Source organism: Nocardia niwae NBRC 108934 = DSM 45340 (genome assembly GCF_001613465.1).
GTDB classification, from domain to species: domain Bacteria; phylum Actinomycetota; class Actinomycetes; order Mycobacteriales; family Mycobacteriaceae; genus Nocardia; species Nocardia niwae.
This window is the reverse complement of the sequence record NZ_BDCK01000023.1, coordinates 1-23,174: the sequence shown is the minus strand read 5'-3', so window position 1 is coordinate 23,174 and position 23,174 is coordinate 1. Positions and strand designations below refer to the sequence as shown.

Sequence of the window (23,174 nt, the reverse complement as noted above, 5' to 3'; positions counted from 1 at the left end):
GATTGCCGCGATGTCCCCGACCGGCTGATCGCGCTGCCGACCCGCTCCGGCGTCTCCGCGCGAGAGCCGGTGGCCGGAGCGCACGTCGTCATGCGCTGTCGCCACGGCATCGGGCGCGCGTCCGTCCCCGTGGCCGCGCTCCCGATCCTGATCGGCACAGCTTGCCCGCTTTGCCTCGGGTTGCCCGTCCCAACCCTCCGGAGCAACCCTCAGGGACCCGAAACCCCTTGTGCCGAGCACGGTCCGGATGTCTCCCCGCCGCTCCTACGTCACGAATCACCTGATTGTCTAAAACAATTAGCCATTTGTAAAATAGAGTCCTACTCTGGTCGAGTGCCGACTCATCGCACTCCGGATCCCGCCCACCGCGTCCGCGACCCCGAACGGACCAAACGCTGCCTGCTCGAGGCGGCCTTGGACGAGTTCGCCGCAAAGGGCTACGCCGGCGCCCGAGTCGGCGACATCGCCGAGCGAGCCGGCGTCAACAAGCAGCTGATCACCTACTACTTCGGTGGCAAGGAAGGCCTTTACCGAGCGCTCCAGCAGAGCTGGCTGGAGCGCGAGGCCGCCTTCAGCGATCCGGCGCTGCCGCTGGCGGAGGTGGTCACGAACTATCTGCGCGACGGGTTGCGCGACCCGCGCGGCATCCGCCTGCTCATGTGGCGCGGACTGTCGGATGCCGCGCCGCCCGGCGAGCATCCGAACTCGCGGAGCGATCTCGCCGTAACCAAGCGCAGGCAAGAGCGCGGCGAGATCGCCGCCGACCTCGACCCCGCCGCCTTCCAGCTCGCGGTGATGGGGATGGTCATCGCTCCCCTGCTGCTGCCGGTGCAGGTGCGCGAACTGTTCGGCGTGGATGCCCAGTCCGCCGAATTCGAGCAGCGCTACGACGCCCAGTTGCGCCGCATTCTCACCCATCTCACCGATTCCCGTTCCGAAGGAGAAACCCCATGACCTACCTCGTCACCGGCGTGCGCGGTATCGTCGGCCGCGCCGTCGTCGATTCGCTGCGCGAAGCCGGAAAGCCGGTACGGGCGGCCAGCTCCCGACCGTCCGAAACCACCGTGCCGGACGGCGTCGACCTCGTCGGGCTCGACCTGACCGACCCCGGATCGGTCACCACCGTCCTCACGGGTGTCGACAAAATCTTCTGCTACGCCGCCGCCGAGGGCATCGACAACTTCGTCGACGCCGCGAAGGCCGCCGGAGTCGCCCACATCGTGCTGCTGTCCTCCATCGCGGCCGAGAACAACCACAACCCCATCGGCGCAAGACATCTCGCGGTCGAGAACCCGCTGCGCGCATCCGGCCTGCCGGTGACCGTCCTGCGGCCCGGCGCCTTCGCGGCCAACGCCCGCTTCTGGTTCTCCACCATCAAGGCCGACCGTGTCGTCCGCGTCCCCTTCCCAGACCTGCAGCTGACCCCGATCCACGAGGCCGACATCGCCGCCGCGGCTATCGCAGCGCTCGACGACCCCTCCCACGCGGGCAAGATCTACCCGCTGACCGGTCCGGAATCCCTGTCGCACCGCCAGCAGGTCGCCGCCATCGCCGCCGCCCTCGGCGAGCGAATCGACCTGATCGAACTGAGCTACGAGGAAGCCGCCGACGTCTACTTCCGCCCGGTCCTCGACCTGTGGGCGAAGGCCGGAACGGAACCGAGCCCCGTCGGCCCTACGTCCGAGTCGATCACCGGCACCCCCGCCCGCACCTTCGCCCAGTGGGCGGTAGACCACGTGGACGACTATCGCTGAGCGGCCTCCAGCCCCCGCGCCATGGCCCCGCCCGCACCGGCGAGCCCGAGCCACCGCCCGCCCCTCCAGGCTCCACCACCCACTCTGACTAGGCGATTAGCACCGCTACACCCTCGTGCGGTAATCTCTTCGAGCGCCCGCACAGCGGACGCAACGGGCTGTGGCGCAGTTTGGTAGCGCACTTGACTGGGGGTCAAGTGGTCGCAGGTTCAAATCCTGTCAGCCCGACAGTGAAAACCCCTTCCGACCAGCGTCGGAAGGGGTTTTCTCGTTCATGCGGCAGGGCCGGATTCGAGCGGTTCTCACAGAAATCTCACGTTTTCAGGCTTGTGGAGCCTCGTGCCCAGCGCTCGAGCACGTCTCGATTGTCCGGCACGGTTTCCGACACATCGATGTAGTGCGCCTTGGCCACCGCGCGGGTGTTCCCCAGTTGGCGGGCGGCGCGTTCGGGGTCGCCGTAGGCGTGGTCGACCGCGGTGGCCGCACCTTTGCGGAAGGTGCGCGGGGTCACCCACGCGACGTTCTCCCCACGCGCCGCGCGCCAGGCGCGGCCGAAGTTGTTGGGTTGCGCAGCGACCCATTACGGCGGGAAACAGCAGCCTCATCGGGTTGGGACGGTCGCCGACTTCCAGGTCCTTGATCGTCTCCCGGACCGCCTCGACGGTGTGAGCGGGCAGCAGGATGCGCCGCCACCCGTTGTCGGACTTCGGGGCGCGCAGGATGGTCTTGTGCTGCTCGGCCTTGCGCCGCAAACCCAACGCGATGAGCCGTTTGAGGTGCCGGTCCAGTTCACCCGCGGTGGCTTGCCAGACCTGGAGATTCCCGGCCGAGTTCTCGATCTTGATCGTCTTGGGGTCGTTGATCTCGACGACAAGTCGTGGTCTCTTCGAGTCCATGTGCTCGTGTCTGCTGGGTTGGAACCTGCCCGCTCCTATCGATAGGCAGGCATCGCGTCGACTTTGAGCCATGTTTCCTGCCTCGCGACACCGAGCAGCGAGGACGCTGGCGCGGAACTATCGCGATATGCGCGCACCACATGATCTTGTTCCGCTGGCGACGGCGCGGAGTTGTTTCAGACCTACGCGGTGCCCGCCGACCAGCCCTAGCCGCTCGCCCGTCCCCAGTCGCTGTCGCGGCGACGCGTCGACCTCACCGCCTTCCGTCACCGACGTCCATGTCAACGTGCCGGAGGGTGGTTCGGCGGTGCCGGTGACCGGCGGTGTGCGTGGGCTGGTCGACGCGCTGGCGGTGTCGGCGCTCGGCGACGGTTGGGTCGGCGTGAGGTGGACGAGGGGTGTTCCTCGATGTGGAGCCGCAGTTGGTGAGCCGAGCGCTGCTCTCCATGGGCATCGCGATCGCTCGCTGGTATCAGGCCGAGTGTGGCTGGGATCCTGCAGCGCCCGTGACTGGGCACGCCGCGCGATACCAGGCATTGGCTGAGCAATTACACAGGCATCTGGGCACGATGCCGACCCTCGTCGAGATGCACGACCTGACACGAGACGCGATTCCTGCCGCCGTGCGTCAGAGCCACGAATTGGCCGAGCTGGCCAGGCAGCTCGGCAGACCTGCGGGAATTTACACACTGGCCGACCTCATGGTCGAATACCAGATAACCCGGCCCGGCCCGGCCCGGGAACTCATCCTGGCCACCATCGAGCCGCTGACCGGATTCACGCACCTTATCGACGCCCTGCACGCGAGCCTGCGCCGCGGATATGACCGCAAGCAGGCCGCGCGCGACCTGTGTCTACATCCCAACAGCCTGAGCTATCGGCTCCGCCGCATCGCCCAGCTGACGGGCTACGACCCCACAGATCCGGCCGACTCGCGTATTCTAGCCGCCGGCCTCATCGCCTACGAAGCGCAACGCCACCTGTAGCAACGGGTCGACCACCCGCGCTACTGTGCCGGGCGGGATCGAGACGGCGACATTCGGCCGACAACTGTCATCGGCGCAGACAGCCGAGCGCAGGAGTCAGGGCGTGCATTTGTCGGCTGCCCGCAATGAACAACTCGCAGGTGGCGTTGGGGTAGTACCCGCCAGCTCGGCTTCGGCTCCCACTGGTGCGCGAGTTCTCACCGTGGTTCGGCGCGCCGGGCTGGGAGCCGTACTGGCAGAACAACACCGGGCTGAAGGTCCCACCGCGGGTGCGGGGAACCCAGCGCATGTCCTGCTGTGACCAGCAGCTGATACTGGCCAGCCTCGCCGAGACCGGACTGCTGTCCGGTGGGAGCCAGCAGAAGGCGATCGGCGTGATCGACCCGGCCCGTTCGATCGAGCTGCACCGCACTTACCTGCGCATCTGGTTCGACACCGTCTTCGGTCGCGGCGACCTCCCCGCCGCGATCAGCGGCATCGGTACACATGCAAACGAGGCGGTGCCCGTGCGATCTGAATTCGTAGTGGTTTTGGTCGTGAATTCTGGTGTCGGTTGATCGCGGATTCGGGCATCGGTCGGGCTGGCGTGTTCCCGATCCTGGTCGCGAAAATTGACATCACCGAGCTTGGTGTGTCGGATGGGTGTGTCGTGCTGTGAGGAGATCAGCAGTGGGTTGCTTAGGTGCGGGCGAGGCGGTCGGAGTCGGTGCTGGTGATGGCGACTTCGGGGCCGGTCGCAGGCGCAGCTCGGGATGAAGGCAAGAGAGCAGATTGGCGATGTCTGACTTGGATTTCTATGTCCAGTTCGCCACGCGGGGTGAAGTGGCCGGGGTCGGCATCGACTCGCATCCTGCCGAGTGGGAAGCAAAGCTGGGGTCGGACTATCTGGACGACACGGTCCGGGGTCAGATGCGGCGGGACTATGGACTCGTGGAACTTTCGTTCCAGGAGGGCGAGGGCAGATGGCTCTGTTTCGGTATCAGTGTGCAGATCCACCGTCTGGTATGGGGTGATGTGTCCAGCGTGCCAGCGGCCCTCCGCAACGAGTATGGCGAGTTCGCGCCTCGGGTGGCGTTCGACGAACTCGCTGCGCGCATCGCGAGCCTGGGCTATCGCATCGAGCCGGACAACGACTCAACGACCACGGATATCCACCGATACCGAGTCGCCGAGTCTGGTGCGAGGGTCTTCGTTGTCGCTGACATCGATCCTTACGGATATGCCGACGTGGACGAGGACGACGACCCTGCCGGGCATAGGGTGGGCGATGTGTGGTCTATCAGCTTGTCTCCTGCGTGGTGGTCGGCGCGATGAGCGAGGACTTGCCCTGGAGGCAGTAATCGCATCCGGATTTTGGTCGCGAAAGCTCAAACCACACGACCGGACCGTTAGGTCGAGTGGTGATGGCTGAGTGTCGGGTCAGCTTTGTTTGGTGGCGCGGGTGTGGGCGAGGCGGTCCACGCGGGGTGTATTCCTTGCGCTCGGCCGGCCATGCCGAGGCCAGCGCTTGCTTCACCGTCCGGTACCCCACCCCGTATTTGCGCTGGATCTGCCTGTTCGACAGGCATCACGCGCGTCACGGCGTATCGCGGCGATCAACTCTGCCCGCGACACGATCGCCATAGGCGACTCCCTCATCCGAGCGCCGTCCGCTCAGACCGGACAGCCTCAGCGGTGAAGCACGCTCATCCTGCCACCGCAACCCCACCCGTGGTGTCGAAATTCGCGATCACAAACATCCGCCGCCGAGTCGGCGATGTCGGGATTCGCGATCAGACGCTGCCCAGGTTCGCGATCAGAACCATTCGTAGCCGCGCAGAGCCGAACACGCTGTGCCGGGACACACTCGGGTATTCGATTGGCTTGTTCGACCTGGTGTTCGAGGTGGGTCGAATGGCGCGGTCGAGCGGGCGAACAGGTGCTTGGAGACTCCGTTCCGGTTCGGCGGCGAGACATGTCGCCACAGGAATCCGAGTAGGCAGCTACTCGTGTGACTCTCCTCACCCGAGTCGTACGGTCGTTATCGGCGATATGTCCGAAAGTCGATCCGCAGATTTCGCCGGTCAGGTACGAAATCCGGTCCGCTCGAAGTAGGAGGCACGATGGCACACACAACACCGTCTGACTGCGACACCGACTCCGCCGCCCCTTCCGCCCGTCTGGACAGGGTTGGCGCACGCGTTCCACAAGGCTACAAACTCAACGTGCGAATTCGGTTCGGCGCACGGCAGGGTGCGCTGACGCACCTCACCGATGTATCGCGCCACGCACGGGCCGGAACCGCCACCACACCTACCGGATTGCCGAAGGCGCTCGCGTCCAAGATCGAGGAATCCGACCGCAAGATCATCAACTGGCTCGCGAAGAATGCCGCGAACCGCCAGCTTTTCATCACCCAGCCGGTCGATGCGCTCGTGGCCGCCGGCGTGGACCTGACCCGTTTCGAGCGCAAGTTACTCCAACGGATTCACCGCGCGGCGGGAGAGACGAACGTCTTACCCCCGGGCGCGGAACTAGCCGAGGTGGCGGTCACCACCGCAAAGAACCGCGGCAACAAGACAGGTCGTGACTAGCGATGCAACGCACACGTACATCCGATTTCGATGCGCTGCTACAGGTGTCCGAAGACGAGCTGAACAACCAGATCGCCAACGCATTTCTCACCGAGTCCCTTTTCCCGCCGATCGTATCCAGAATCGGCGAGCACAGTCCGATCCGGGGGACCGCATTCCTGAATTTCAGGACACCGACCGTCGATCTAGCGGCAAGCCCATCCACCATACGATTGATCGTCGATTTCTCCGACTCCACCCTAGTCGTCGACGAACCGCAGGAGCTCGCCGGTGAAGTCACCGGGCTCGGTGGCACCATTCAGATCGAGGAACGAATCAGAACGACGGAGGAGGACGGGGAAATCTCCATATTCCTGGACTTCACCGATATTGCGGACGACGACATCGACCTCGATTTCGATACGGACTCCATCGATGCCCTCGACCGGCAGGGAATACCGGCCGAACAGGCGCTGGTGGAAATGCGGAGAGTTCTGGCCGAGACGCTACGGGAAGACGTTCAGCGTATGCCTCTGTCACCCCCGGTTTCGGCGGATACAATCTCCGAAATCCGGGTGACGACCATCAACGACATGAAGTTCACGGATCGTGACTGCCTGGCGCTCGGGATACGGATGTCGGCCGATTCGGGTGGCGATCCGAATGCTGGTCGTATCGATGACGTACGGCAAAACTTCATACCACCCTCCAGTCCGGCACTACTCATGATCAGCAATCGTTTTCTCTTCGCACAGTTCCGCAGGGAGGCTGCAGACGAGCTCGAAATACCCCCGGACAGTTTCGCGGCTCCGTTCGAGCTGAGATCCCCGGTGACCATCGAGGATATTCGGATAAGAAGATTCACTGGACGAGTCGACGGTAACAGGATCCGATTCGACGGGTTCGTAGAGCACACCACTCGCCTCGCCGACATCGAAGCGACCTTTACCTTCTTCGCCGATTTCTCGGCAGAAGACGGTGGCGTCACCATTTCCTTCACGAAACCGGATGTCGACGTCGAAGTCGAACTCCCGCCGAGCGCTTATATCATCGGCGGCCTGTTCGGTGTCATATTCCCCGGCGTAGGAACCGCGATCGCGGCGTCGGTCCTCATCGTCCTGCGAGCGGGCGTCGAGTTCCTCGAGATACTGTTGGAACAATTTGTCAACAGACTTTCGCGCAGCTCGTCTTCGAGCGGTCTGCGCGGCCTTTTCGGCGGATCTCTGCGTATCGACGGAATCGAGCTCGATGATCTGGAGCTGCGCTGCTCTATCATCCCGGAGTTCCGCATACTGGCAAGGCAAGAAAGGAGTCATTCATCCCGATCCGGATTCGCTGTCGATCTCGACTCGGGAAACATCGAACCGGACACATTTCCGGGAGCCGACCTGATTTGGTCGCCAATCCGAGGAGTTTCCACGGTAGACGGAGCACGATTGCAGGTCGTCGCAATATCGTATGAACAGTTGACACCGGAGCGAATGGCTCGGCTCGAGTTGACGGATCGCCGGATACCTCGGACAGATATCCCGATCGGTGGCGAGGAATTCGTTCTCGATTTCGGACGGATATTCCTCGGCGGGGTCGTCTTCGCCGTTCGCACGAGCGCAGGCCGCTTCGCCAGAGTGCGGGCTTGGCAGGACGAGGAAGCCGACCGGTTCCACATGACCTGGGTAACCTACGACAACCCCATTCCGCGAATCGACCTTCGATCTCGATTCTCCGTACGCGCCAAGGGGGAACAACTCAATCCGGGGGCGACGCTCTGTCAGCGGTTCGGTGTCCGCTCCCGAACAGTCCTGGATGCCCAGCCGCATCTGATGGCGCTGCCGATCGACTTCGAATGGTCGCTGAACGGCGAGGTACTGACCACTGCGACCGGTAGCGTCACCGTCCCAGGCGGAACCCTCGATTACAGACTGTCCGCGGAGCGTGACCGGTTGACCGTCGAGACGACCGAGATCGGGCAGCTGGTCGACTGTCCGCTGTGCGTGACCGGTACCGACGCCCGTGGACAGGAGGTCGTGACGTGCACCGATCTGCGGCCGACTCCGATTGTCATCGAGAATTGCAAGCTTCCTGATCCGCCCCGTCCGATTCCCCGATTCCGGATAATTCCGGCCGGACCACTGGTCGCGACTTGGCGACCCCTCCTACCCGAAATTGCGAAGGCACTCGCGAAGAGGCCGACCTGAGCCCAATGCCCACACCTCCGACCAATTACGGAGGGTTCGCCATTGAGAGCGACCCACAGCTACTCCTCCCCCGCTCATCTTCGGCACACCCGGCCGCTCGCAAGCCGACGAACATCCCGGCGGTTCGACCGGTCTGCGATCAGGCCATGACGCGAGGCGGCGTTGGCGCATCGTTCGAGGTCCCCTGGCCGAGTCCCGGCGCCCGGCCGCGTTCACCGGTTAGCGGCCAGCACTGCCGCGAGCCCTTCTTGCAGGTCCTTGACGAAATACTCGGGAACCTCCAGCGAAGGGAAATGTCCCCCGGTTTCGGGCGACCTCCATCGGACGATCTGTCGGTACCGCTGTTGCGCCCAGGGCCGCGGACACTTCTCGATGTCGCGGGGATACACGCTGATGGCGGACGGAACGTCGACCCGAAGTTCGGGGTCCAGCGAGTTCACGCCGCCGTGGCTTTCGTAATAGATGCGGGCTGACGATGCGCCGGTCTGCGTCAGCCAATACAGGGTGATGTTGTCGAGAACGCGGTCTCGGGAAATCGTCTCGAACGGGCTGTCTGTGGTATCGCTCCACTCAGCGAACTTGTCGAGCATCCAGGCGAGAAGCCCCACCGGTGAGTCGACGAGCGAGTAGCCGATGGTCTGCGGTCGGGTCGCCTGCTGCTTCGCGTACGCCGCGCGGGGGCCGCCCCAGAAATCGCGGGTCTCCTCGGTCCATTCGCGCTCGGCCGCCGTCAGCCCGTCGGTAGTCAACCCGGGCGGCGCCTCCGCGAGCGTGGTGTGGATGCCGAGAACCTGCGCCGGAAACCTGCCGCCGAGAACCGTGGTGATCACACCTCCCCAGTCGCCGCCATGGGCGGCGAACTTGCGGTAGCCGAGCCTGCCCATGAGTTCCACCCATGTGGCCGCGATCTTCTCGATCCCCCACCCGGTGGTGGCCGGCTTGTCGCTGTAACCAAAGCCTGGTAGCGAAGGGGCCACCACGTGGAACGCCGGAGCGCCCGCATCTTTCGGATCTGCCAGCTCGTCTACTACATCGATGAATTCGGCAACGCTGCCCGGCCAGCCGTGCGTCAAGATCAGAGGAGTGGCATCCGGCCGCGCGGATCGGCGGTGCAGGAAGTGGATGCCCAGATCATCAATGGTCGTGCGGAACTGGCCGATCCGGTTGAGGCGCACTTCGAACGACCGCCAGTTGTACTCGGTGCGCCAATAATTCGCGACATCGACGAGGTCGGCGAGTGGAACGCCCTGTTCCCATCGGCGAGAGCCGGGCGCGGCGCGATAGACCGTCTCGGCCTCCGGCAGGCGTGCCGCGGCCAGTCGCGCACGCAGATCAGCGAGGTCGGCGTCAGTGGCGTGGGCTTCGAACGCTTTCACGTCGCTGGTGGGACGGGGCATGAGACCTCCTGGTCATCGCGAAACCGACTGATTCCTACCGAGAACCGACTAAGACGGTTCTAGCATGCCTTCACCTCAGCCGGCAACCAGCTAAGGTGGTTCCATGGCTGCTGGGTTCCCTGAATTCCGTCTCGGCAACGTGCTGGCCACCAGCTTCACGGGGACTCTGTCGGAGCGGCGCGGCAACGCCGTGGAGCGCATTCCCACGCCGGAGCGACTCGTCGACTGGCTGGTGGTGAACGGCCTCGCCGTGGCGTCCTGCAGCATCGCCCAGCTCGAACTCGCCTGGGAACTCAGGGAATCTATTCACGCCGCCGCGACAGCGGCCGCGATCCAAGGCGCTCTCCCTGCGCCTGCTGTTCAAGTCATCAATGACTGCAGCATTCGGGGTCGGGCGGCGGCTGTCCTGACACCCGAGGGCAATCGGCGATGGCGACTCGGCTCGGCTACCTCCGTGGAAGACGCCCTAGGCGTGATCGCCGCCGACGCGATCAGCATCATCGCAGGCGAGCGAGACGGCCGATTGGCCTTGTGCGCATCGCCGACCTGCCAGGCCGCCTTCTTCGACACCAGCCGAAGTCGCACTCGCAAATGGTGTGACATGAACACGTGCGGAAATCGGCAGAAGAAGGCGCGCTTCCATGCCAATCAGCGCAAAGACGCCAAACCAGCGCAGTGATCGTCACCTCCGATACATCGAGCTCCAGCCCGACGGTCTGGGCCTTCTATCCCCTGTGCGCTCCGACCGCATCGGTTTCCGCCATCGGCGATTCGAAAGCGCCGGCCTGCGCGGCCAGCGTCGCCGCCGCGGCCGCACGCTCCGGCAGCCGGGCGGCAGCCGGAGTACGCAACAGCACCAACTGGTGATACAGGGGCGCCGTGGCCGCGATCAGCAGTGCGCGAGCGTCGGTTTCGGCCGGGATCTCACCGCGCCCGATCGCACGTGCCACGGCGATCTCGCACTGCGTATAGCGGTCCTCCCACAGTTGCCGCAGTGCGCGCGCCGCGTCTTCCGAGCGGAAAGACACCGCAATCAGCGCCATCGCGATCGACGATTTCTCGGTGAGCGACTTCTTGATCTCGCGATTCAACTCCGCGAGATCACCGCACAGTGAACCGGTGTCGGGCGGATGCCAATCGAGATCGCTTGCGGCGGCGAACACATCGGCGATCAGGCCACCCACATCGCGCCAGCGGCGATACACGGTGGTGCGGTGCACGCCCGCGCGGGCGGCGACCGTATCGACGGTCAACGCGTCGTAGCCGTTTTCGGTCAGTTCCGCCTCAACGGCCGCGAGGACCTGGGCGCGAACGCGGGCCGTTCGGCCGCCCGGGCGCGGCCGCGGCGGCGCGGCGGTCTCTGCGGCAGGGGTCATGGGGCTATCCGGTTGCTCGGCGGGACATGATGTGCCATCATCCTAACGCAACATACGTCGCACTAGTGGGGTTGCCAATGCTCTTTCGAGGTGTTCACCAGGCTCCGCGGTCGCCCCTGATCGTGTCGTCCTCGAATGCTTCTGAGGTAGCTCGTGCCCAGTCAGATCACCGTGCTCGCGTTCAGCGCGTCCTTCGACGGCCGCACGGTGCTCGATGCGGCCACCTGTTCGCTCGGCGCGGGTGAACAGACCGGGATCATCGGGGGGACAGGTCCGGCAAGAGCACGCTGCTGCGTCTGTTCACCGGCACAAAGCTCGCGGTGGGCCGCAGGCCCTCACCCATGAGCGCGCGGGTGTCCGCGGCCGAACGGCTGCTGATCACCGGCGCGGGCAAGTCCACATTGCCGCGGGACCTGGCGGACGAGCTCACGCACGACTGCCGCACGGTGATCCGGCGCGGCCGCGTCAGCTCCCTCGGGAACCGCGTCCCCCGGACCTGATCAGACCTTCGCAGAACGGATTCCGCATGCCCGTACAGCTCCCCGTCACCGCACCCACCGTGCTGCATCCCATGCCCGGGCAGCCGCGGGTGGTACTGCTGAAACCCCTGGTCACCTCGCCGCTGATCGAGGTCGGCGAGTACTCCTACTACGACGACCCGGGCGACCCCACCACCTTCGAAACCCGCAATGTCCTATACCACTACGGTCCGGAGAAGCTGATCATCGGCAAGTTCAGCGCCTTGGCCACGGGCGTGCGGTTCATCATGAACAGCGCCAACCACCGCATGGACGGACCGTCGACCTTTCCGTTCCCCACCATGGGCGGCGCGTGGTCGCAGCATGTCGATCTGCTCATGGACCTGCCTAATCGCGGTGACACCGTAGTCGGCAACGACGTCTGGATCGGATATGGCGTCACGGTGATGCCCGGAGTACGGATCGGACACGGCGCGATCGTGGGCGCCGGCTCCGTGGTGACAGCCGACGTTCCGGACTATGCCATCGTCGGCGGCAATCCGGCCGAACTCATCCGCCACCGCTTCAGCGCGGACGAGATCGATCGCCTGCTGGCCATCGCTTGGTGGGACTGGCCGATCGAACACATCAATGAGAACGTCCGCACGATCATGTCCGGCACCATCGACGACCTGGAGGACGCGGTGCCCGCGCGGGCGGTACAACCACCACGCGGCCCGCGCTCCGCCAGTGCCCCCTGCGCCGGTCGGCACCGTCCCGGAATCGAGTGACCGCCCGCCCGTGTCACCCGGTCTCACCGCACTCTCCGGCCGGCTTCGCGAGCAGGCCGTACCACTGAAGCACCTCGACCCCGCTTCATGCCCATCTGACGGTTGCCTCGGGGCGGCACCGATCCGCTTCATGGTGGAGTGTGCTATTTCTGGCCGTCGGCGGTCTTCCATGGGGGTTCCCAGCAGGGATCGCGGCCGAGAAGGGCTGCGATGGTATCGAGTACGGGCAGCGGCCGGTCAGGCGCTACCGGGGGGCCATAGACGCCATCCGTGCCATTGAGCGAACTACCCGGCGCGGTGATCGACCGTCCGCTGTCGAGAAACGTCGCCGACGGCCCCCTGGTCGGGTGGCCAGCGGAACTGCCGACCCCGATGTGTTGTAACAACTCCCGGGTATTTCTCGACAGGAACATGAGCCTAAGCGGTTGCGCAGCAAGATATCTGACCAATCAACAGAGCCACTACACCGAACAACGGAGGCATCATGACCGCCCTTCTCATCACCCTTCGCAAAGCTTCTGTTGCCATGGCGGCGATCGCGGCAGCGTTCTTCGTCGTCACCGCCGGCGCGGGCGCGGCGAACGCCAGCGGGGTCTACGCCGAGATCAACTTCGCACCTGGCACCGACCACGCCACCGTGGATGGCTACATCAACCGTGGACACAGCGACATCTGGACGCTCGAGGCCAGTGCCGGACAGCAGATGACCATCGAGCTCATCTCGCACTACACCTCCGCGTCCGGCACCGCCCTCGTCGCGCTCACCGCGCCCGACGGCCGGCTGTACCCCACCGATACCACCGTGAGTCAGTTCCAGCTTCCGGCCACCGGCAGGTACCACCTGACCATCACGTCGCCGCAGCACGACGCCTCGTACACGATGAACGTCCGCGTAGTCTGAGTCGCGGTAGCACGACGACGAGAACTGCGTCGAGGGCCGAGACCGCTTGTGCTGCTTCCTTTTCGCTGAGCATGTGAGCTTCTCCCGGGACCGGGTGCGTGCCTCGGTGCCGGTATCGGGCTTGCGGGCGGCGACCGGGCCACTCTCAGCCCGCTGTATCGAAGCTTCATGTGCCCGCGTGGTTTCGAGGACGAACCGCGTGCTGCACTGCGAGTCGACAACACAGCCGACCGACCGCCCGGCCAGCGAGCGCCTGGTGACAGATCCGCGCAGGCGAAAGCGCCCGCTCACCCGGGCGTTCGGGTGGCGACCGCCGCCGGCGTGGCGGTCATGATGGAACTGCGGAACTTCGCAGGTCCGCCCCTGCAAGTGGGGGCACTCAGGGGCGTAACCGGGGGCGCAGCGGGGGCGATGAGCCAGGTGGAGTTCGTCGAAAGCGGAGGCCGGCGTGGGTCGAGGTATGAGAAAAGTCGCGGCCGTCGCCATTTCGGTGGCGGTGTCGATGCTCGGGATTGGTGCACCGGTGCTGGCGAATGCCGAGCCGGACGGGCAGCGGCACTGCGCGGTCAGCAGTGGGCGAGCACCCGAAACGGCGACGCCGGAGGAGGTCGGACTCGATTCGGCGGCGCTGCGCCAGGCGGTGGCGCTCGCGACGGATTCGACGCGCACGACGCTGCAGATCTTTCGGAACAATTGCCTGATCGCGACCGGCCCGAACACCGCGCGGGCCGCCGGTGTGCCGTGGAATCTGTGGAGCAGTACCAAGAGCGTGGTTTCGATGGTGGCCGGGATCGCGGTGGACGATCAGCGGCTGCGGCTCGATGACCCGATCGGCGCCTATCTGCCGCCCGAGCTCGGTGACGCCGGCCATCGCGCGATCACAGTGCGGAATCTGCTCAATGAATCCAGCGGCATGCAGGTGGCGGTGGCCTCCGAGGGCATCACCGGGTTGGCGCAGATCGACCCGAATGTGGTGGCGCAGGCATTGGCGATGCCGATCGATCAACAGCAGGGCACCGAGTGGCGCTACAGTCAGCGCGCTGTCGATCTGCTCGCGTACGTCATCCAGCGTGCGGTCGGCGAAGACTTCCAGGCGTACGCGCAACGAAAGCTGTTCGATCCGTTGGGCATTCCACCGACCGACTACTTCTGGGGCCGGGACCGCAGCGGAAACACCTACGGTTACGCGCATCTGCTGCTGCCGCCGGACGATTTCGCCAAGCTGGGCCTGCTGCTCACCAATCGCGGCCAGTGGGGCGGTCACCAGATCGTTTCGGCGGACTATCTCGCGCAGGCAGGCCGGCCCACTCCGACGAACCCCTGCTACGGCTTCCTGTTCGTGGTGAACGGGCCGGACTGCGCCAACTACTTCCCTGGTCTGCCGCCGGATGCGATGCAGATGTCGGGAATGATGCGCCAGGACAACTTCATCGTGCCGAGCCTCGGATTGATGGTCAGTTGGACCGGTGTCACGGTTCCGGGGAGCGCGTTGAGCTTCCCGCACGATGTCCTGCGTGCGGTCGGCGCCGCCTTCCGGGAACCCCGCATACCCGCCGCGGCGCCCTACGAACAGCAATCGGATGTCCAATTGTCCGATCCGATGATCTCGAATCCGGACGCGACTCTCGCCGCACTCGGTATCGGCCCGATGGCCTACCCGGGCTGCAACCCACTGTCCTGCTTGGGCAAGCCCATGTCCGCACCGTTCGCCAACTGGCCACCGGGCTGTTTCGTCCTCGGCTGCGTCGGCCCGCACCCGGCGACCCCTGGAATTCGGTAGCGGCTCGACGCTCATGGTCGGTGAGGTAGGACACATGACCGTCCTGTTACGGAGATCGGGTCGTCGGCGTCTTGTGTTCGTCCGATACACGACGAGAAGCAAGGAGCCGGCCATGAGCGGGCAGACCACACACCGGAAAGTCGCGCTGATCACCGGGGCGAACAAAGGGATCGGCCGTGGAGCCGCCGAACAACTCGCCGCGCTAGGTACCACGGTCCTGCTCGGAGCCAGGGACCCGCGGCGTGGCGAGGAGGCCGCGGCGGCATTGCGCGCGGCAGGCGGCGACGCGCACGCCATCGTCCTGGACGTCACCGATCCGGCCACCGTCCAGGAGGCGGCGAAGCGGATCGAGGGGCGTTTCGGACGACTCGACGTACTGATCAACAACGCCGGCATCACCGGCTCCGGGCAGGTTTCGCCGCAGGACGCCCATGATCAAATTCCCAGTACCGTCGAGCTGCAGATGGTCCGAGCGGTGTTCGAGACCAACGTTTTCGGGGTGATCGCGGTGACCAACGCAATGCTGCCCCTGCTGCGGCGGTCACCGGCGCCGCGCATCGTGAATGTCAGCAGCCACGCCGCTTCGCTGACCCTGCTCAGCGACCCGAACGGCCCCTTCGCGGGGTTGCTGCCGTCGGCCGCCTACAACCCGTCCAAGTCCGCGTTGTCCGCGCTGACTGTCAACTACGCCAACGAACTGCGCAAGGACGGCTTTCTCGTGAATGCCGCCTGCCCCGGCTACGTCGACACCGACAGCAACAATCACACCGGGTTCCGCACGGTCGCGCAGGGAGCAGCGGTACTGGTGCGCCTGGCCACGCTCGGCGCCGACGGGCCGACCGCGGGCATGTTCAGCGAGGACGGCCCTGTGCCCTGGTGAAGAATCGGCCCGGTGCGAGAGCCCGCACAGCGCGGGCTCTCGACCGGACGTCAATCGCTGGTCGGGGTCGGGATTGCCTCGAGTGCGCCGAACCAGAACGACAGCGCTGCTCGCAGGCCATCCTCGGCGGTGTCGGCGGGCTCGTCGATGGTTGCGGCCCAGGCGATATGGCCGTCCGGGCGGATCAGAATGGCATCGGCTCGGCGGTTTTCGGTCTTGGCGGCGCGGATGTCGATGCGGTGCTGCCAATCTCCGGCGGCATCGCGGAGGTCCGCGCGGTCGGCGAGGTCGAGCAGGATGGGCCGTGCGGGGTGCATGAGTTCGGCAACGCTGGTCGTCCCGTGGTCGGTGTGCAGAGTGAGGTCGGGCGCGAAGGTTCCGGTCAGGGTGTGGTTGCCGGGGTTGGGCGACCGGTAGCGGATGTCGGCGCCGGCGATGAGGGCTGCCATGCGCTGCAAGGGCTGCTGGTCGGTGAGCAGTTCCTGGAAGACCGCCCGCAGTGCTTCGGCGGCCGGGTCGTGCCCGCGTCGCAGCGCGACCTGCGCCTGAGTGTGCAGCATGGTGCGCGCCCCGGCGAGATGACGTTCCTCGTGGTAGGTGTCCAGCAGTCCGTCGGGCGCCCACCCCCGGACTTCGCCGGCCAGCTTCCAGGCCAGGTTGACCGCATCGAGCATGCCGGCGTTGATCGCCACGCCCGTGGCGGGAAACAGATGGGCCGCATCACCGGCGAGCAGGACCCGGCCGGCGCGATAGCGTTCGGCCTGGCGCGCCTTGAAGGTGAAGCGCGACAGCCGGTGTGTCTCCGCCACAGGCAGATCCGCGCCCAGCACGCGACGGATGCTGTCCTGCAGCTCGGCCACGGTCATCGGTACGTCGTCGTCGTATTCGACGGCTTCGTCCTCGATCGTGTAGACCGACAGCACCTCCGACGTAGGCGAGCCACCCATCCCGAACAGACCGCGGTCCGTCCGCGTGAAACCCGCACGGATGGTTCCGAATCCGGGGATCTCCAGGTCGCCGTTGTCGAGCCGGGTCACCGAGTCGGGCACGGTGATCTGGGCCAGCCGATTCACCTCCGGATATACGGTGCCTGGGAATGGAATACCGGCCAGGTCACGAACCCGGCTGCGCGCACCGTCGCAGCCCACCAGATAGCGGGCGGTCACCCGGTACGGCCCGTCCGGCCCGTCGACCTGCGCGGTGACCGCGTCGGCGTCCTGACCGACATCCAGTACCTGGTGTCCGCGACGGACTTCGATGCCGAGCTCGCCGACGTGTTCGCCGAGTAGTCGCTCGAGCTCTTGCTGCGGCAGCGGCAGGGCGTGCATCGGGGACTCGGCCAGCTGGGTGAGGTCCACATGCACACCGCCGAACGGGAACCGTGGAGCCGGAATCGGATCGGTGCAGGCCGCTTCGAACCGATCCAGCAAGCCCCGGTAGCGCAACAGCTCCAGAATCTGCCCGCCGAGGCCACCGGCCTTCGGGGTGTCCCGCGGCCGCGGTTGCCGCTCCAGCACCAGCGGCCGCACTCCGGCCAGGCGCAGCTCGGCGGCCAGCATCAGGCCGGTCGGGCCCGCGCCCACGATGATCACATCGGTATGCATTCCTACTCCCATTCCGGCCGATTCCGGCCGCGGCGAACGATTGATCGGACAGCCCAGCTCGATCGTGCGCTACCGCGCCCCATACCTGCCGTGCCGGGGCCACCCGCTCTTGGCGTGGGTGACCGTGCGCGGCGGAGGCACGGGGCGAGTTACGAAGCGCTGCTGGTTGTTCTGGGTCGGGAAGGTGCTGCGTTGCTTTCGCATATCGGTACCGCCTTTCGAAAAGCTCGTGAGATCAGGGATGCCATTCCGGCGTTGTCGCGCCGGATCAGGCGCGGTCGAACCAGGTGACCTGCGCGCCGCTGGTGAAACTCTCGCGCCGGGTGACCTGGAATTGCGTCGGGTCGAAATTGCCGGTGAAGGCCCCGACGCCGTCGCCCGCGACCACGGGGTAGCTCTTGATGATCAGCTGGTCGACCTCGCCGAGCAGCTGGCCGGCCAGATTTCCGCCGCCGCAGAGCCAGATGTCCAGGCCCGCTTCCTTCTTCAGTCGCCGCACCAGCTCGACCGGATCGGTGGCGACGATTTCCACCTGCGGGTTGTCCACCGGCGCAAGGGTGCTGGAGAAGACATATTGCTTCAGGTGGTTGTATGGGCTGGTGGAGCCGATCGCGAGCCCCGGCTCGTAGGCGCCGCGGCCCATGACCACGGTGTCCAAGGTCTTGTTCGGCGCGTCGAGGGGCATGCCGACGGACTCGCGGAGAGGCGTCGGCACCGTCTCCGGATAGCGCTCGGTGATCCACGCCATCATGTCCTCACACATCGGATAGAAGTCGAACTCACCTTGCGGGCCCGCGATGTAGCCGTCCAGGGAGACCGCCACGTAGTAGACAAGCTTGCGCATCTTACCGCCTCGGATGTAGTACTCTGTTCGAAGTGATTTGAACCGTAGTACTACGAATGGAGTGGTGTCAAGTGGTGCGTACCAATCCGGAGCGCCGACAAGCCCTGCTGGATGCATCGATCGAGGTCCTGGCCCGCGAAGGGGCACGAGGACTGACCTTCCGGGCGGTCGATCAGGAGGCCGGAGTGCCCGCTGGAACCGCCTCCAACTACTTCCCCAACCGGGACGCATTGCTCATCCAGGTCGGGCATCGCTACTACGAGCGGCTGCTCCCCAGCGACGAGGCCATGGCGAAATCGCGCGGACCGCAGACTCGCGAGTCCATGACCGCACTGATGACCGAGGTGGTCGACCGGGTCTCCCATTTCCGCACCGGCTATCTCGCCATCCTCGAACTGCGACTGGAGGCCACCCGGCGCCCCGAACTGCAAGCATTGCTCACCGAGCGGGTGCGCGCGGATCTGGACTTCAATATCGGCAACTACCGCGAATCGGAGCTGCCCGGCGACGAGGACGCCGTGGTGCTGCTCTACCTCGCCTTGAACTGGCTTATCCTCGAACGCCTCACCCTCCCAGGCATTTTCGATGAGCAGCGCGCCGCCGAACTGGTGCGGACGATCGTGGAGCGCGCAATACCCGCCAGTCCCCAGGGGGACCGCACCAACCCTTGAGGTATGTCACCGGTCCGCGCTCGCCGCGGCCTCCGCACACCACCAGCGCGCCCTTCTCCAAGCCGGTGGCCTTGCGCCGACTCGGAGCCGAAGCTCATGCTTCATCCATAGGAAAACCGCGCCGCAGGGGATCACGCAGATCGGGCCAGCTCCGATCGACGGCGTGATGGACCGGCGCCCGCCTGCAGGACGACGTGCGTCGACAGCCTGATGAGGACCTCGCTCGAATCGCTCACCCCCCGGCGTTGAACCAACGCCGGCCCTCCCGCAGCAAAGGAGCAACGATGTCCACCATCCACTTCAAGGAAACGACGACTTCGACACCGGAGCAGTTCGTCGCAGCGCTCACCGATTTCGGGCCGGGCCGCTCGCAGGTATTCGGCAACAGCGCCGACGAGTATCTGGAGGTGCACAACAGGGGCCGCCGGGAGGCCGACGTCACGGAGGGCTCGCACGGCATCTGGGAACGGCTGCACTACGACTGGTCCAACCCCGATCGCGTCGTCATGACGACCACCGACTCGAACGTATGGGGCGGCCACTCCGGTCACACCTACACCTTCAACCGCAGGCCGGACGGGAAGACCGAGGTGGACGTCGTCATCGTGCGCGAGGGCAAGAACCTCAAGGGACACGTTCTCGGAGCCGTGGTCGGGACCATCGGCAAACCCGTCCTGCGGCATGCGCTGGACAACGCGGTCAAGGCTATCGAAACCCGCGACAGCGACGGGGGTACGGCAGAACGCACGTGACGGGACCGCTGCGCGGGGCCCCTGCGCCCACCCGTCGATCGCTGGTGGTCGACCTATGCGCTGTTCGCCGCGTCGGCGTAGCGGCGGGCCAAGTGCGCGAACGCGGCGGTGAGTTCGGGCGGCCCGATGACTTCGATGTCAGCGTCGAATCTGCCGAAAGCGCCGGCGAGCGCGAGCCATGACCACGAGCCGAGGGCGACACGGCAGCGGTCGGGACCGACAGCTTCGAGCACTCCGTCGTGGAGAAACGGTGCGACCTCGGTGGCGGGGAGGTGCAGGATCACCGCCCCGTGACAGGGCTGGCCTCCCGTCGCATCCGAGCCGCTGAACCTGCTGGTCACGAAGGTGGCTACGTCTCCTCCGGGAAGTTCACGCGCAGTGAAGCGAGGGCCGGTCGGGATGCGCGGGGTGATCCGATCGGCACGGAAGATGCGCCAGTCGCCTCGGTCGAGATCCCAGGCCACGAGGTACCAGCGTCCTGCCCGGGCGACGAGATGATGGGGCTCCACTCGACGCGGCGGGCTCGCGGCGGTCTGCGGCGGAAATGGGCCGGTGTAGTCGAAACGCAGCACTTCGCGTGCGTCGACGGCCGCGCCGATCGCCGTGAGGACCTCCGTGCCGACCTCGGCGGCGGACCGGCCCGCGGGCGGTACGACGGCCGTGATCCGGAGGGTATCCATGTGGTGGCGTAACCGCGCGGGCATGACCTGACGCACGGTGTTCAGCGCTCGCGCCGCGGCCTCTTCGATACCGGCGCCGGCGGTGGTGGCGATCTGCAGGGCGACGGCCAGGGCGACGGCCTGCTCGTCGTCGAACAACAGTGGCGGAAGTCGGGTGCCCGCGCCGAGCCGGTATCCGCCGTCGGGGCCTTTGGTGGTGACGATGGGGTAGCCGAGTTCACGCAGGCGGTCGATATCGCGGCGCACGGTGCGCGCGCTGACCTCCAGCCGTTGCGCCAACAGCATCCCGGGCCAGTCCCGGCGCGCCTGCAGCAGGGACAGCAGCGCCAGCAGTCGTGCGGAAGTTTTCGGCATACTTCTCATCCTGTCGGAAGTAGAGGACACAACCTGGCCCCCATCCTTGCGAGGGTTGGTCACGTCAGCCGACCAGCAGAAAACAGGAGCAACTGTGTCCCTCACAACCACCACCCACCTGAACTTCCGCGGTGACGCCCGCGCCGCGCTGGAGTTCTATCAGTCCGTCTTCGGCGGTCAGCTCGCCGTCGTCACCTACGAAGACGCCGGAAATGTTCAGGACGAGTCCGAGGCCGACCAGATCATGTGGGGCCAGGTGCAGGACGGAAACGGCTTCCACGTCATGGCCTACGACGTCCCCGGATCAATGAGCTACGACCCGGGTGCGAACGCGTTCTTCGTCTCCGTGCGCGGCGCGAGCGTCGAAGAGGTATCGAGCTACTGGGAGCGACTCACCGCGGGCGCGACCATCGTGGTTCCGATGGGCCCGGCGAACTGGGCGCCCGCCTACGGGATGCTGCGTGACCGTTTCGGTGTCGTCTGGGTCCTCGACGTAGTCAGCGAATACAACGGATAACTCGGTGCGATACGCCTGTCCGCGACGCTACGGCGACTTCGGCAGGTCGCGGGCATGCGGCCATGCCTTGGCAAGCGCGAGTAGCTGGTGCAGTTCCGCGGCGAGATCGCGTGCCCCCGGCTGAATTCGATGCCGGCGGGTGAACCGGCTCGCGCTCGGGGGATGTCCGGCAGCTTTGGCGGCAACCGCTTCGGCGACGCGGCGGGCATGGATATGAGGATCACCGCAGGCGGCGGCCGGATCGTCGAGGCTGTCGCTGTAACGCTCGAGATGCAGCAAACTGTCCCGAATCTCGACCGTCATGCGATGCAGACGGATGGCCGGGTCTGTTCGGCCGTCGTGGTCGCGCCGCATATCCAGGACGATCTCGGGTACGGCTGCGGTGAGATCGGCCCACATCGGCTGCAGGCGGCGGCAGTATCGGCCGGTGCGGTCCCATCCGAGGTGGGCGAGCAGGGTGCTGATCAGCGGCACCGTGACCACGGCGGGAGCGCCGACGGCCGAGAGGAGGAAGCCGCTCCATGCTTTCCAGCGCATCTCGGGATCGGATGACGGCCGGCCGGTCAGGACACTGGTGACCGCCTCGATCGGATATACGACCGCGACGATCCCCATGCCCACCGCGGTGCACAGGACCACTGCGTACAGTGCGCGTTCCTGCCAGGGGGTATCGCCTGCGACGCGCATCTCGCGCGCACTCACCCGGCCGACGAGCAGGGCCGTAGCACCGAGCGGCAGGGAGAACGCGACCCAGACCACGACAGCAGGCCAGCCCAGTGCTCGGTCGATCAACTGGTCGGCGCGGCGAGCGGGCTCGCCCGCGATCAGGATGACGACGGCGGCGGCGATCGAGACGAGGTGATAGCGCCGCTGCCTGCGCCACGCGTGAGCGGGATCGGCGCCTGCCCACAATCTGGCGATGCCGTAGATATTCGAGACGGCCCACACGGTTGCTCCCAGTGAGAGCTGTCGGGCGATGTTCACCACGTCGCTGTCGTCGCCGGGCAGCAGCCAGGCCAGTGCCTGTTCGAACCATGCCTCCCGGAGCAGGTGTTCGGCGAGAGCACCGGCGAGCCCGAGGTTGACGAGCCGGTCCACGATGCTGTCCCGCAGCAGCCAGGACCGACCGGCGAGCACCAACGCGATACCCGTCAGGACGGGCCAGGTGATCAGACCCGGGATCGGGGAGGTCATCTCAACGATGCCGGTTTCGGAAGAACGTCGAGCGGAACCGGCTCGCCGACCGCTTCGGCAGCATCGCTTCGACCAGCAGCAGGTCGGCGAAGGTTTCGGCGGCCCGCTCGCGCTCACTGCCGTAGTCCTGGCGGCGCAGTACGCTGCGGATGGTTTCCAGCGACAGCGAGGGCATCAATTCGCGCAACGGCAGATCATCAGCCGCGGCACCGCCCGCAGACTCTCCGTGGCCGAGCAACATGTGGCCGATCTCGTGGGCGATGATGTGATCGGCGTGCCATTCGGTGTCGGCCCCGTACATGATCACTTCATCGCCTTCCCTCGCGATCCACAGGCCACTTCCGGTGCCGCATCCGTTCCCCGACAGTGCGCCTACTTCGATCGGGCACAACGTGATCGGCCGTCGCCGGTACTCTGCCACCCGCGCCAGGTATTCCGTCATGTCCCATGGGTGCGGAATCGGTACCAGGCGACCCAGCTCCTCGAATCGCGCGGCGAGGTCTTCCATTACGCCTTCCCCTCGTTGACCACGTCACCTATGCCGATATTGCGGTGAGCGTAGTCGTCTGCGGTGCGTGGGCGCGTACTGACC

The 23,174-nt window shown here is 65.9% G+C and carries 25 protein-coding genes and 1 tRNA gene; 18 read left to right on the top strand and 8 right to left on the bottom strand.

The annotated features are described in order from the left end of the window. Positions 1-333 precede the first annotated feature (333 nt). The 3 genes from NNI01S_RS15060 (at position 334) to NNI01S_RS15050 (ending at position 1,982) form a co-directional block, all read left to right on the top strand. The gene (locus tag NNI01S_RS15060) at positions 334-954 is read left to right on the top strand and encodes a TetR/AcrR family transcriptional regulator (protein ID WP_063020730.1); all 621 of its coding nucleotides are present in this window, start codon (positions 334-336) and stop codon (positions 952-954) included. Continuing rightward, positions 951-1,754 (top strand): SDR family oxidoreductase, encoded by an 804-nt coding sequence (locus tag NNI01S_RS15055; protein ID WP_063020729.1) that lies wholly within the window; start codon positions 951-953, stop codon positions 1,752-1,754. The genes NNI01S_RS15060 and NNI01S_RS15055 overlap by 4 nt, the downstream gene beginning before the upstream one ends. Positions 1,755-1,908: 154 nt before the next feature. Then, positions 1,909-1,982, top strand: a tRNA-Pro gene (locus tag NNI01S_RS15050). Positions 1,983-2,067: 85 nt separating this feature from the next. Here NNI01S_RS15050 and NNI01S_RS15045 read toward each other — a convergent pair. Further along, a complete protein-coding gene (locus tag NNI01S_RS15045; RefSeq protein WP_063020728.1) occupies positions 2,068-2,265 on the bottom strand; it encodes a hypothetical protein in 198 nt (65 codons plus the stop codon). Between NNI01S_RS15045 and NNI01S_RS15040 the strand changes: the two genes are divergently transcribed. The 6 genes from NNI01S_RS15040 to NNI01S_RS15015 all read left to right on the top strand — a co-directional run bounded on the left by NNI01S_RS15040 (position 2,252) and on the right by NNI01S_RS15015 (position 8,383). Then, positions 2,252-2,695 (top strand): hypothetical protein, encoded by a 444-nt coding sequence (locus tag NNI01S_RS15040; protein WP_063020727.1) that lies wholly within the window; start codon positions 2,252-2,254, stop codon positions 2,693-2,695. The genes NNI01S_RS15045 and NNI01S_RS15040 overlap by 14 nt on opposite strands. A gap of 353 nt (positions 2,696-3,048) precedes the next feature. After that, complete coding sequence (locus tag NNI01S_RS15035; RefSeq protein ID WP_063020726.1) at positions 3,049-3,636, top strand: PucR family transcriptional regulator; 588 nt, start codon at positions 3,049-3,051, stop codon at positions 3,634-3,636. 185 nt (positions 3,637-3,821) lie between these two features. After that, complete coding sequence (locus NNI01S_RS15030) at positions 3,822-4,193, top strand: hypothetical protein (RefSeq protein ID WP_063020725.1); 372 nt, start codon at positions 3,822-3,824, stop codon at positions 4,191-4,193. A gap of 229 nt (positions 4,194-4,422) precedes the next feature. Then, complete coding sequence (locus tag NNI01S_RS15025) at positions 4,423-4,950, top strand: hypothetical protein (RefSeq protein WP_218019206.1); 528 nt, start codon at positions 4,423-4,425, stop codon at positions 4,948-4,950. 788 nt (positions 4,951-5,738) lie between these two features. Next, positions 5,739-6,209 (top strand): hypothetical protein, encoded by a 471-nt coding sequence (locus NNI01S_RS15020; protein WP_157114803.1) that lies wholly within the window; start codon positions 5,739-5,741, stop codon positions 6,207-6,209. 44 nt (positions 6,210-6,253) lie between these two features. Next, positions 6,254-8,383, top strand: a complete 2,130-nt coding sequence (locus tag NNI01S_RS15015) for a hypothetical protein (RefSeq protein ID WP_063020722.1) — start codon at positions 6,254-6,256, stop codon at positions 8,381-8,383. A gap of 212 nt (positions 8,384-8,595) precedes the next feature. Here the strand turns inward: NNI01S_RS15015 and NNI01S_RS15010 are convergent, their stop codons facing one another. Next, positions 8,596-9,780 (bottom strand): epoxide hydrolase family protein, encoded by a 1,185-nt coding sequence (locus tag NNI01S_RS15010; protein ID WP_063020721.1) that lies wholly within the window; start codon positions 9,778-9,780, stop codon positions 8,596-8,598. A gap of 103 nt (positions 9,781-9,883) precedes the next feature. Between NNI01S_RS15010 and NNI01S_RS15005 the strand changes: the two genes are divergently transcribed. Next, on the top strand, positions 9,884-10,459 hold the full coding sequence (locus NNI01S_RS15005) for a CGNR zinc finger domain-containing protein (RefSeq protein ID WP_063020720.1): 576 nt from the start codon (positions 9,884-9,886) through the stop codon (positions 10,457-10,459). A 46-nt stretch (positions 10,460-10,505) separates the two neighbouring features. Here the strand turns inward: NNI01S_RS15005 and NNI01S_RS15000 are convergent, their stop codons facing one another. Continuing rightward, the gene (locus NNI01S_RS15000; RefSeq protein ID WP_063020719.1) at positions 10,506-11,156 is read right to left on the bottom strand and encodes a TetR/AcrR family transcriptional regulator; all 651 of its coding nucleotides are present in this window, start codon (positions 11,154-11,156) and stop codon (positions 10,506-10,508) included. A gap of 341 nt (positions 11,157-11,497) precedes the next feature. On the opposite strand from NNI01S_RS15000, the gene NNI01S_RS34515 reads away from it, so the two are divergent. The 5 genes from NNI01S_RS34515 to NNI01S_RS14980 all read left to right on the top strand — a co-directional run bounded on the left by NNI01S_RS34515 (position 11,498) and on the right by NNI01S_RS14980 (position 15,966). After that, positions 11,498-11,656, top strand: coding sequence for a hypothetical protein (locus NNI01S_RS34515; RefSeq protein ID WP_157114802.1), 159 nt, complete (start codon positions 11,498-11,500; stop codon positions 11,654-11,656). Positions 11,657-11,682: 26 nt separating this feature from the next. After that, complete coding sequence (locus NNI01S_RS14995) at positions 11,683-12,405, top strand: CatB-related O-acetyltransferase (RefSeq protein WP_063020718.1); 723 nt, start codon at positions 11,683-11,685, stop codon at positions 12,403-12,405. Positions 12,406-12,889: 484 nt separating this feature from the next. Continuing rightward, positions 12,890-13,306: a hypothetical protein gene (locus NNI01S_RS14990; RefSeq protein ID WP_157114801.1), complete on the top strand. Its 417-nt coding sequence runs from the start codon at positions 12,890-12,892 to the stop codon at positions 13,304-13,306. Positions 13,307-13,766: 460 nt separating this feature from the next. Then, positions 13,767-15,086, top strand: coding sequence for a serine hydrolase domain-containing protein (locus tag NNI01S_RS14985; RefSeq protein ID WP_063020716.1), 1,320 nt, complete (start codon positions 13,767-13,769; stop codon positions 15,084-15,086). A gap of 112 nt (positions 15,087-15,198) precedes the next feature. After that, entirely contained in the window at positions 15,199-15,966 is a 768-nt protein-coding gene (locus NNI01S_RS14980) for an SDR family NAD(P)-dependent oxidoreductase (protein ID WP_063020715.1), read from the top strand. Between the two features lie 50 nt (positions 15,967-16,016). Here the strand turns inward: NNI01S_RS14980 and NNI01S_RS14975 are convergent, their stop codons facing one another. Then, positions 16,017-17,570 (bottom strand): FAD-dependent monooxygenase, encoded by a 1,554-nt coding sequence (locus NNI01S_RS14975; protein WP_063020714.1) that lies wholly within the window; start codon positions 17,568-17,570, stop codon positions 16,017-16,019. 268 nt (positions 17,571-17,838) lie between these two features. Continuing rightward, positions 17,839-18,414 (bottom strand): dihydrofolate reductase family protein, encoded by a 576-nt coding sequence (locus NNI01S_RS14970; RefSeq protein WP_063020713.1) that lies wholly within the window; start codon positions 18,412-18,414, stop codon positions 17,839-17,841. A 71-nt stretch (positions 18,415-18,485) separates the two neighbouring features. On the opposite strand from NNI01S_RS14970, the gene NNI01S_RS14965 reads away from it, so the two are divergent. Together NNI01S_RS14965 and NNI01S_RS14960 are read left to right on the top strand one after the other, a co-directional pair. After that, positions 18,486-19,085 (top strand): TetR/AcrR family transcriptional regulator, encoded by a 600-nt coding sequence (locus NNI01S_RS14965; RefSeq protein WP_063020932.1) that lies wholly within the window; start codon positions 18,486-18,488, stop codon positions 19,083-19,085. 284 nt (positions 19,086-19,369) lie between these two features. Then, entirely contained in the window at positions 19,370-19,837 is a 468-nt protein-coding gene (locus NNI01S_RS14960; RefSeq protein WP_063020712.1) for a hypothetical protein, read from the top strand. 53 nt (positions 19,838-19,890) lie between these two features. Here NNI01S_RS14960 and NNI01S_RS14955 read toward each other — a convergent pair whose 3' ends face one another. Then, positions 19,891-20,871, bottom strand: a complete 981-nt coding sequence (locus NNI01S_RS14955; protein ID WP_063020711.1) for a helix-turn-helix transcriptional regulator — start codon at positions 20,869-20,871, stop codon at positions 19,891-19,893. 94 nt (positions 20,872-20,965) lie between these two features. Between NNI01S_RS14955 and NNI01S_RS14950 the strand changes: the two genes are divergently transcribed. Further along, entirely contained in the window at positions 20,966-21,388 is a 423-nt protein-coding gene (locus NNI01S_RS14950) for a VOC family protein (RefSeq protein WP_063020710.1), read from the top strand. Between the two features lie 27 nt (positions 21,389-21,415). Here the strand turns inward: NNI01S_RS14950 and NNI01S_RS14945 are convergent, their stop codons facing one another. Next, positions 21,416-22,582 (bottom strand): MAB_1171c family putative transporter, encoded by a 1,167-nt coding sequence (locus NNI01S_RS14945; protein ID WP_063020709.1) that lies wholly within the window; start codon positions 22,580-22,582, stop codon positions 21,416-21,418. A gap of 1 nt (position 22,583) precedes the next feature. After that, on the bottom strand, positions 22,584-23,090 hold the full coding sequence (locus NNI01S_RS14940; RefSeq protein ID WP_063020708.1) for a hypothetical protein: 507 nt from the start codon (positions 23,088-23,090) through the stop codon (positions 22,584-22,586). Between the last annotated feature and the right edge of the window lie 84 nt (positions 23,091-23,174).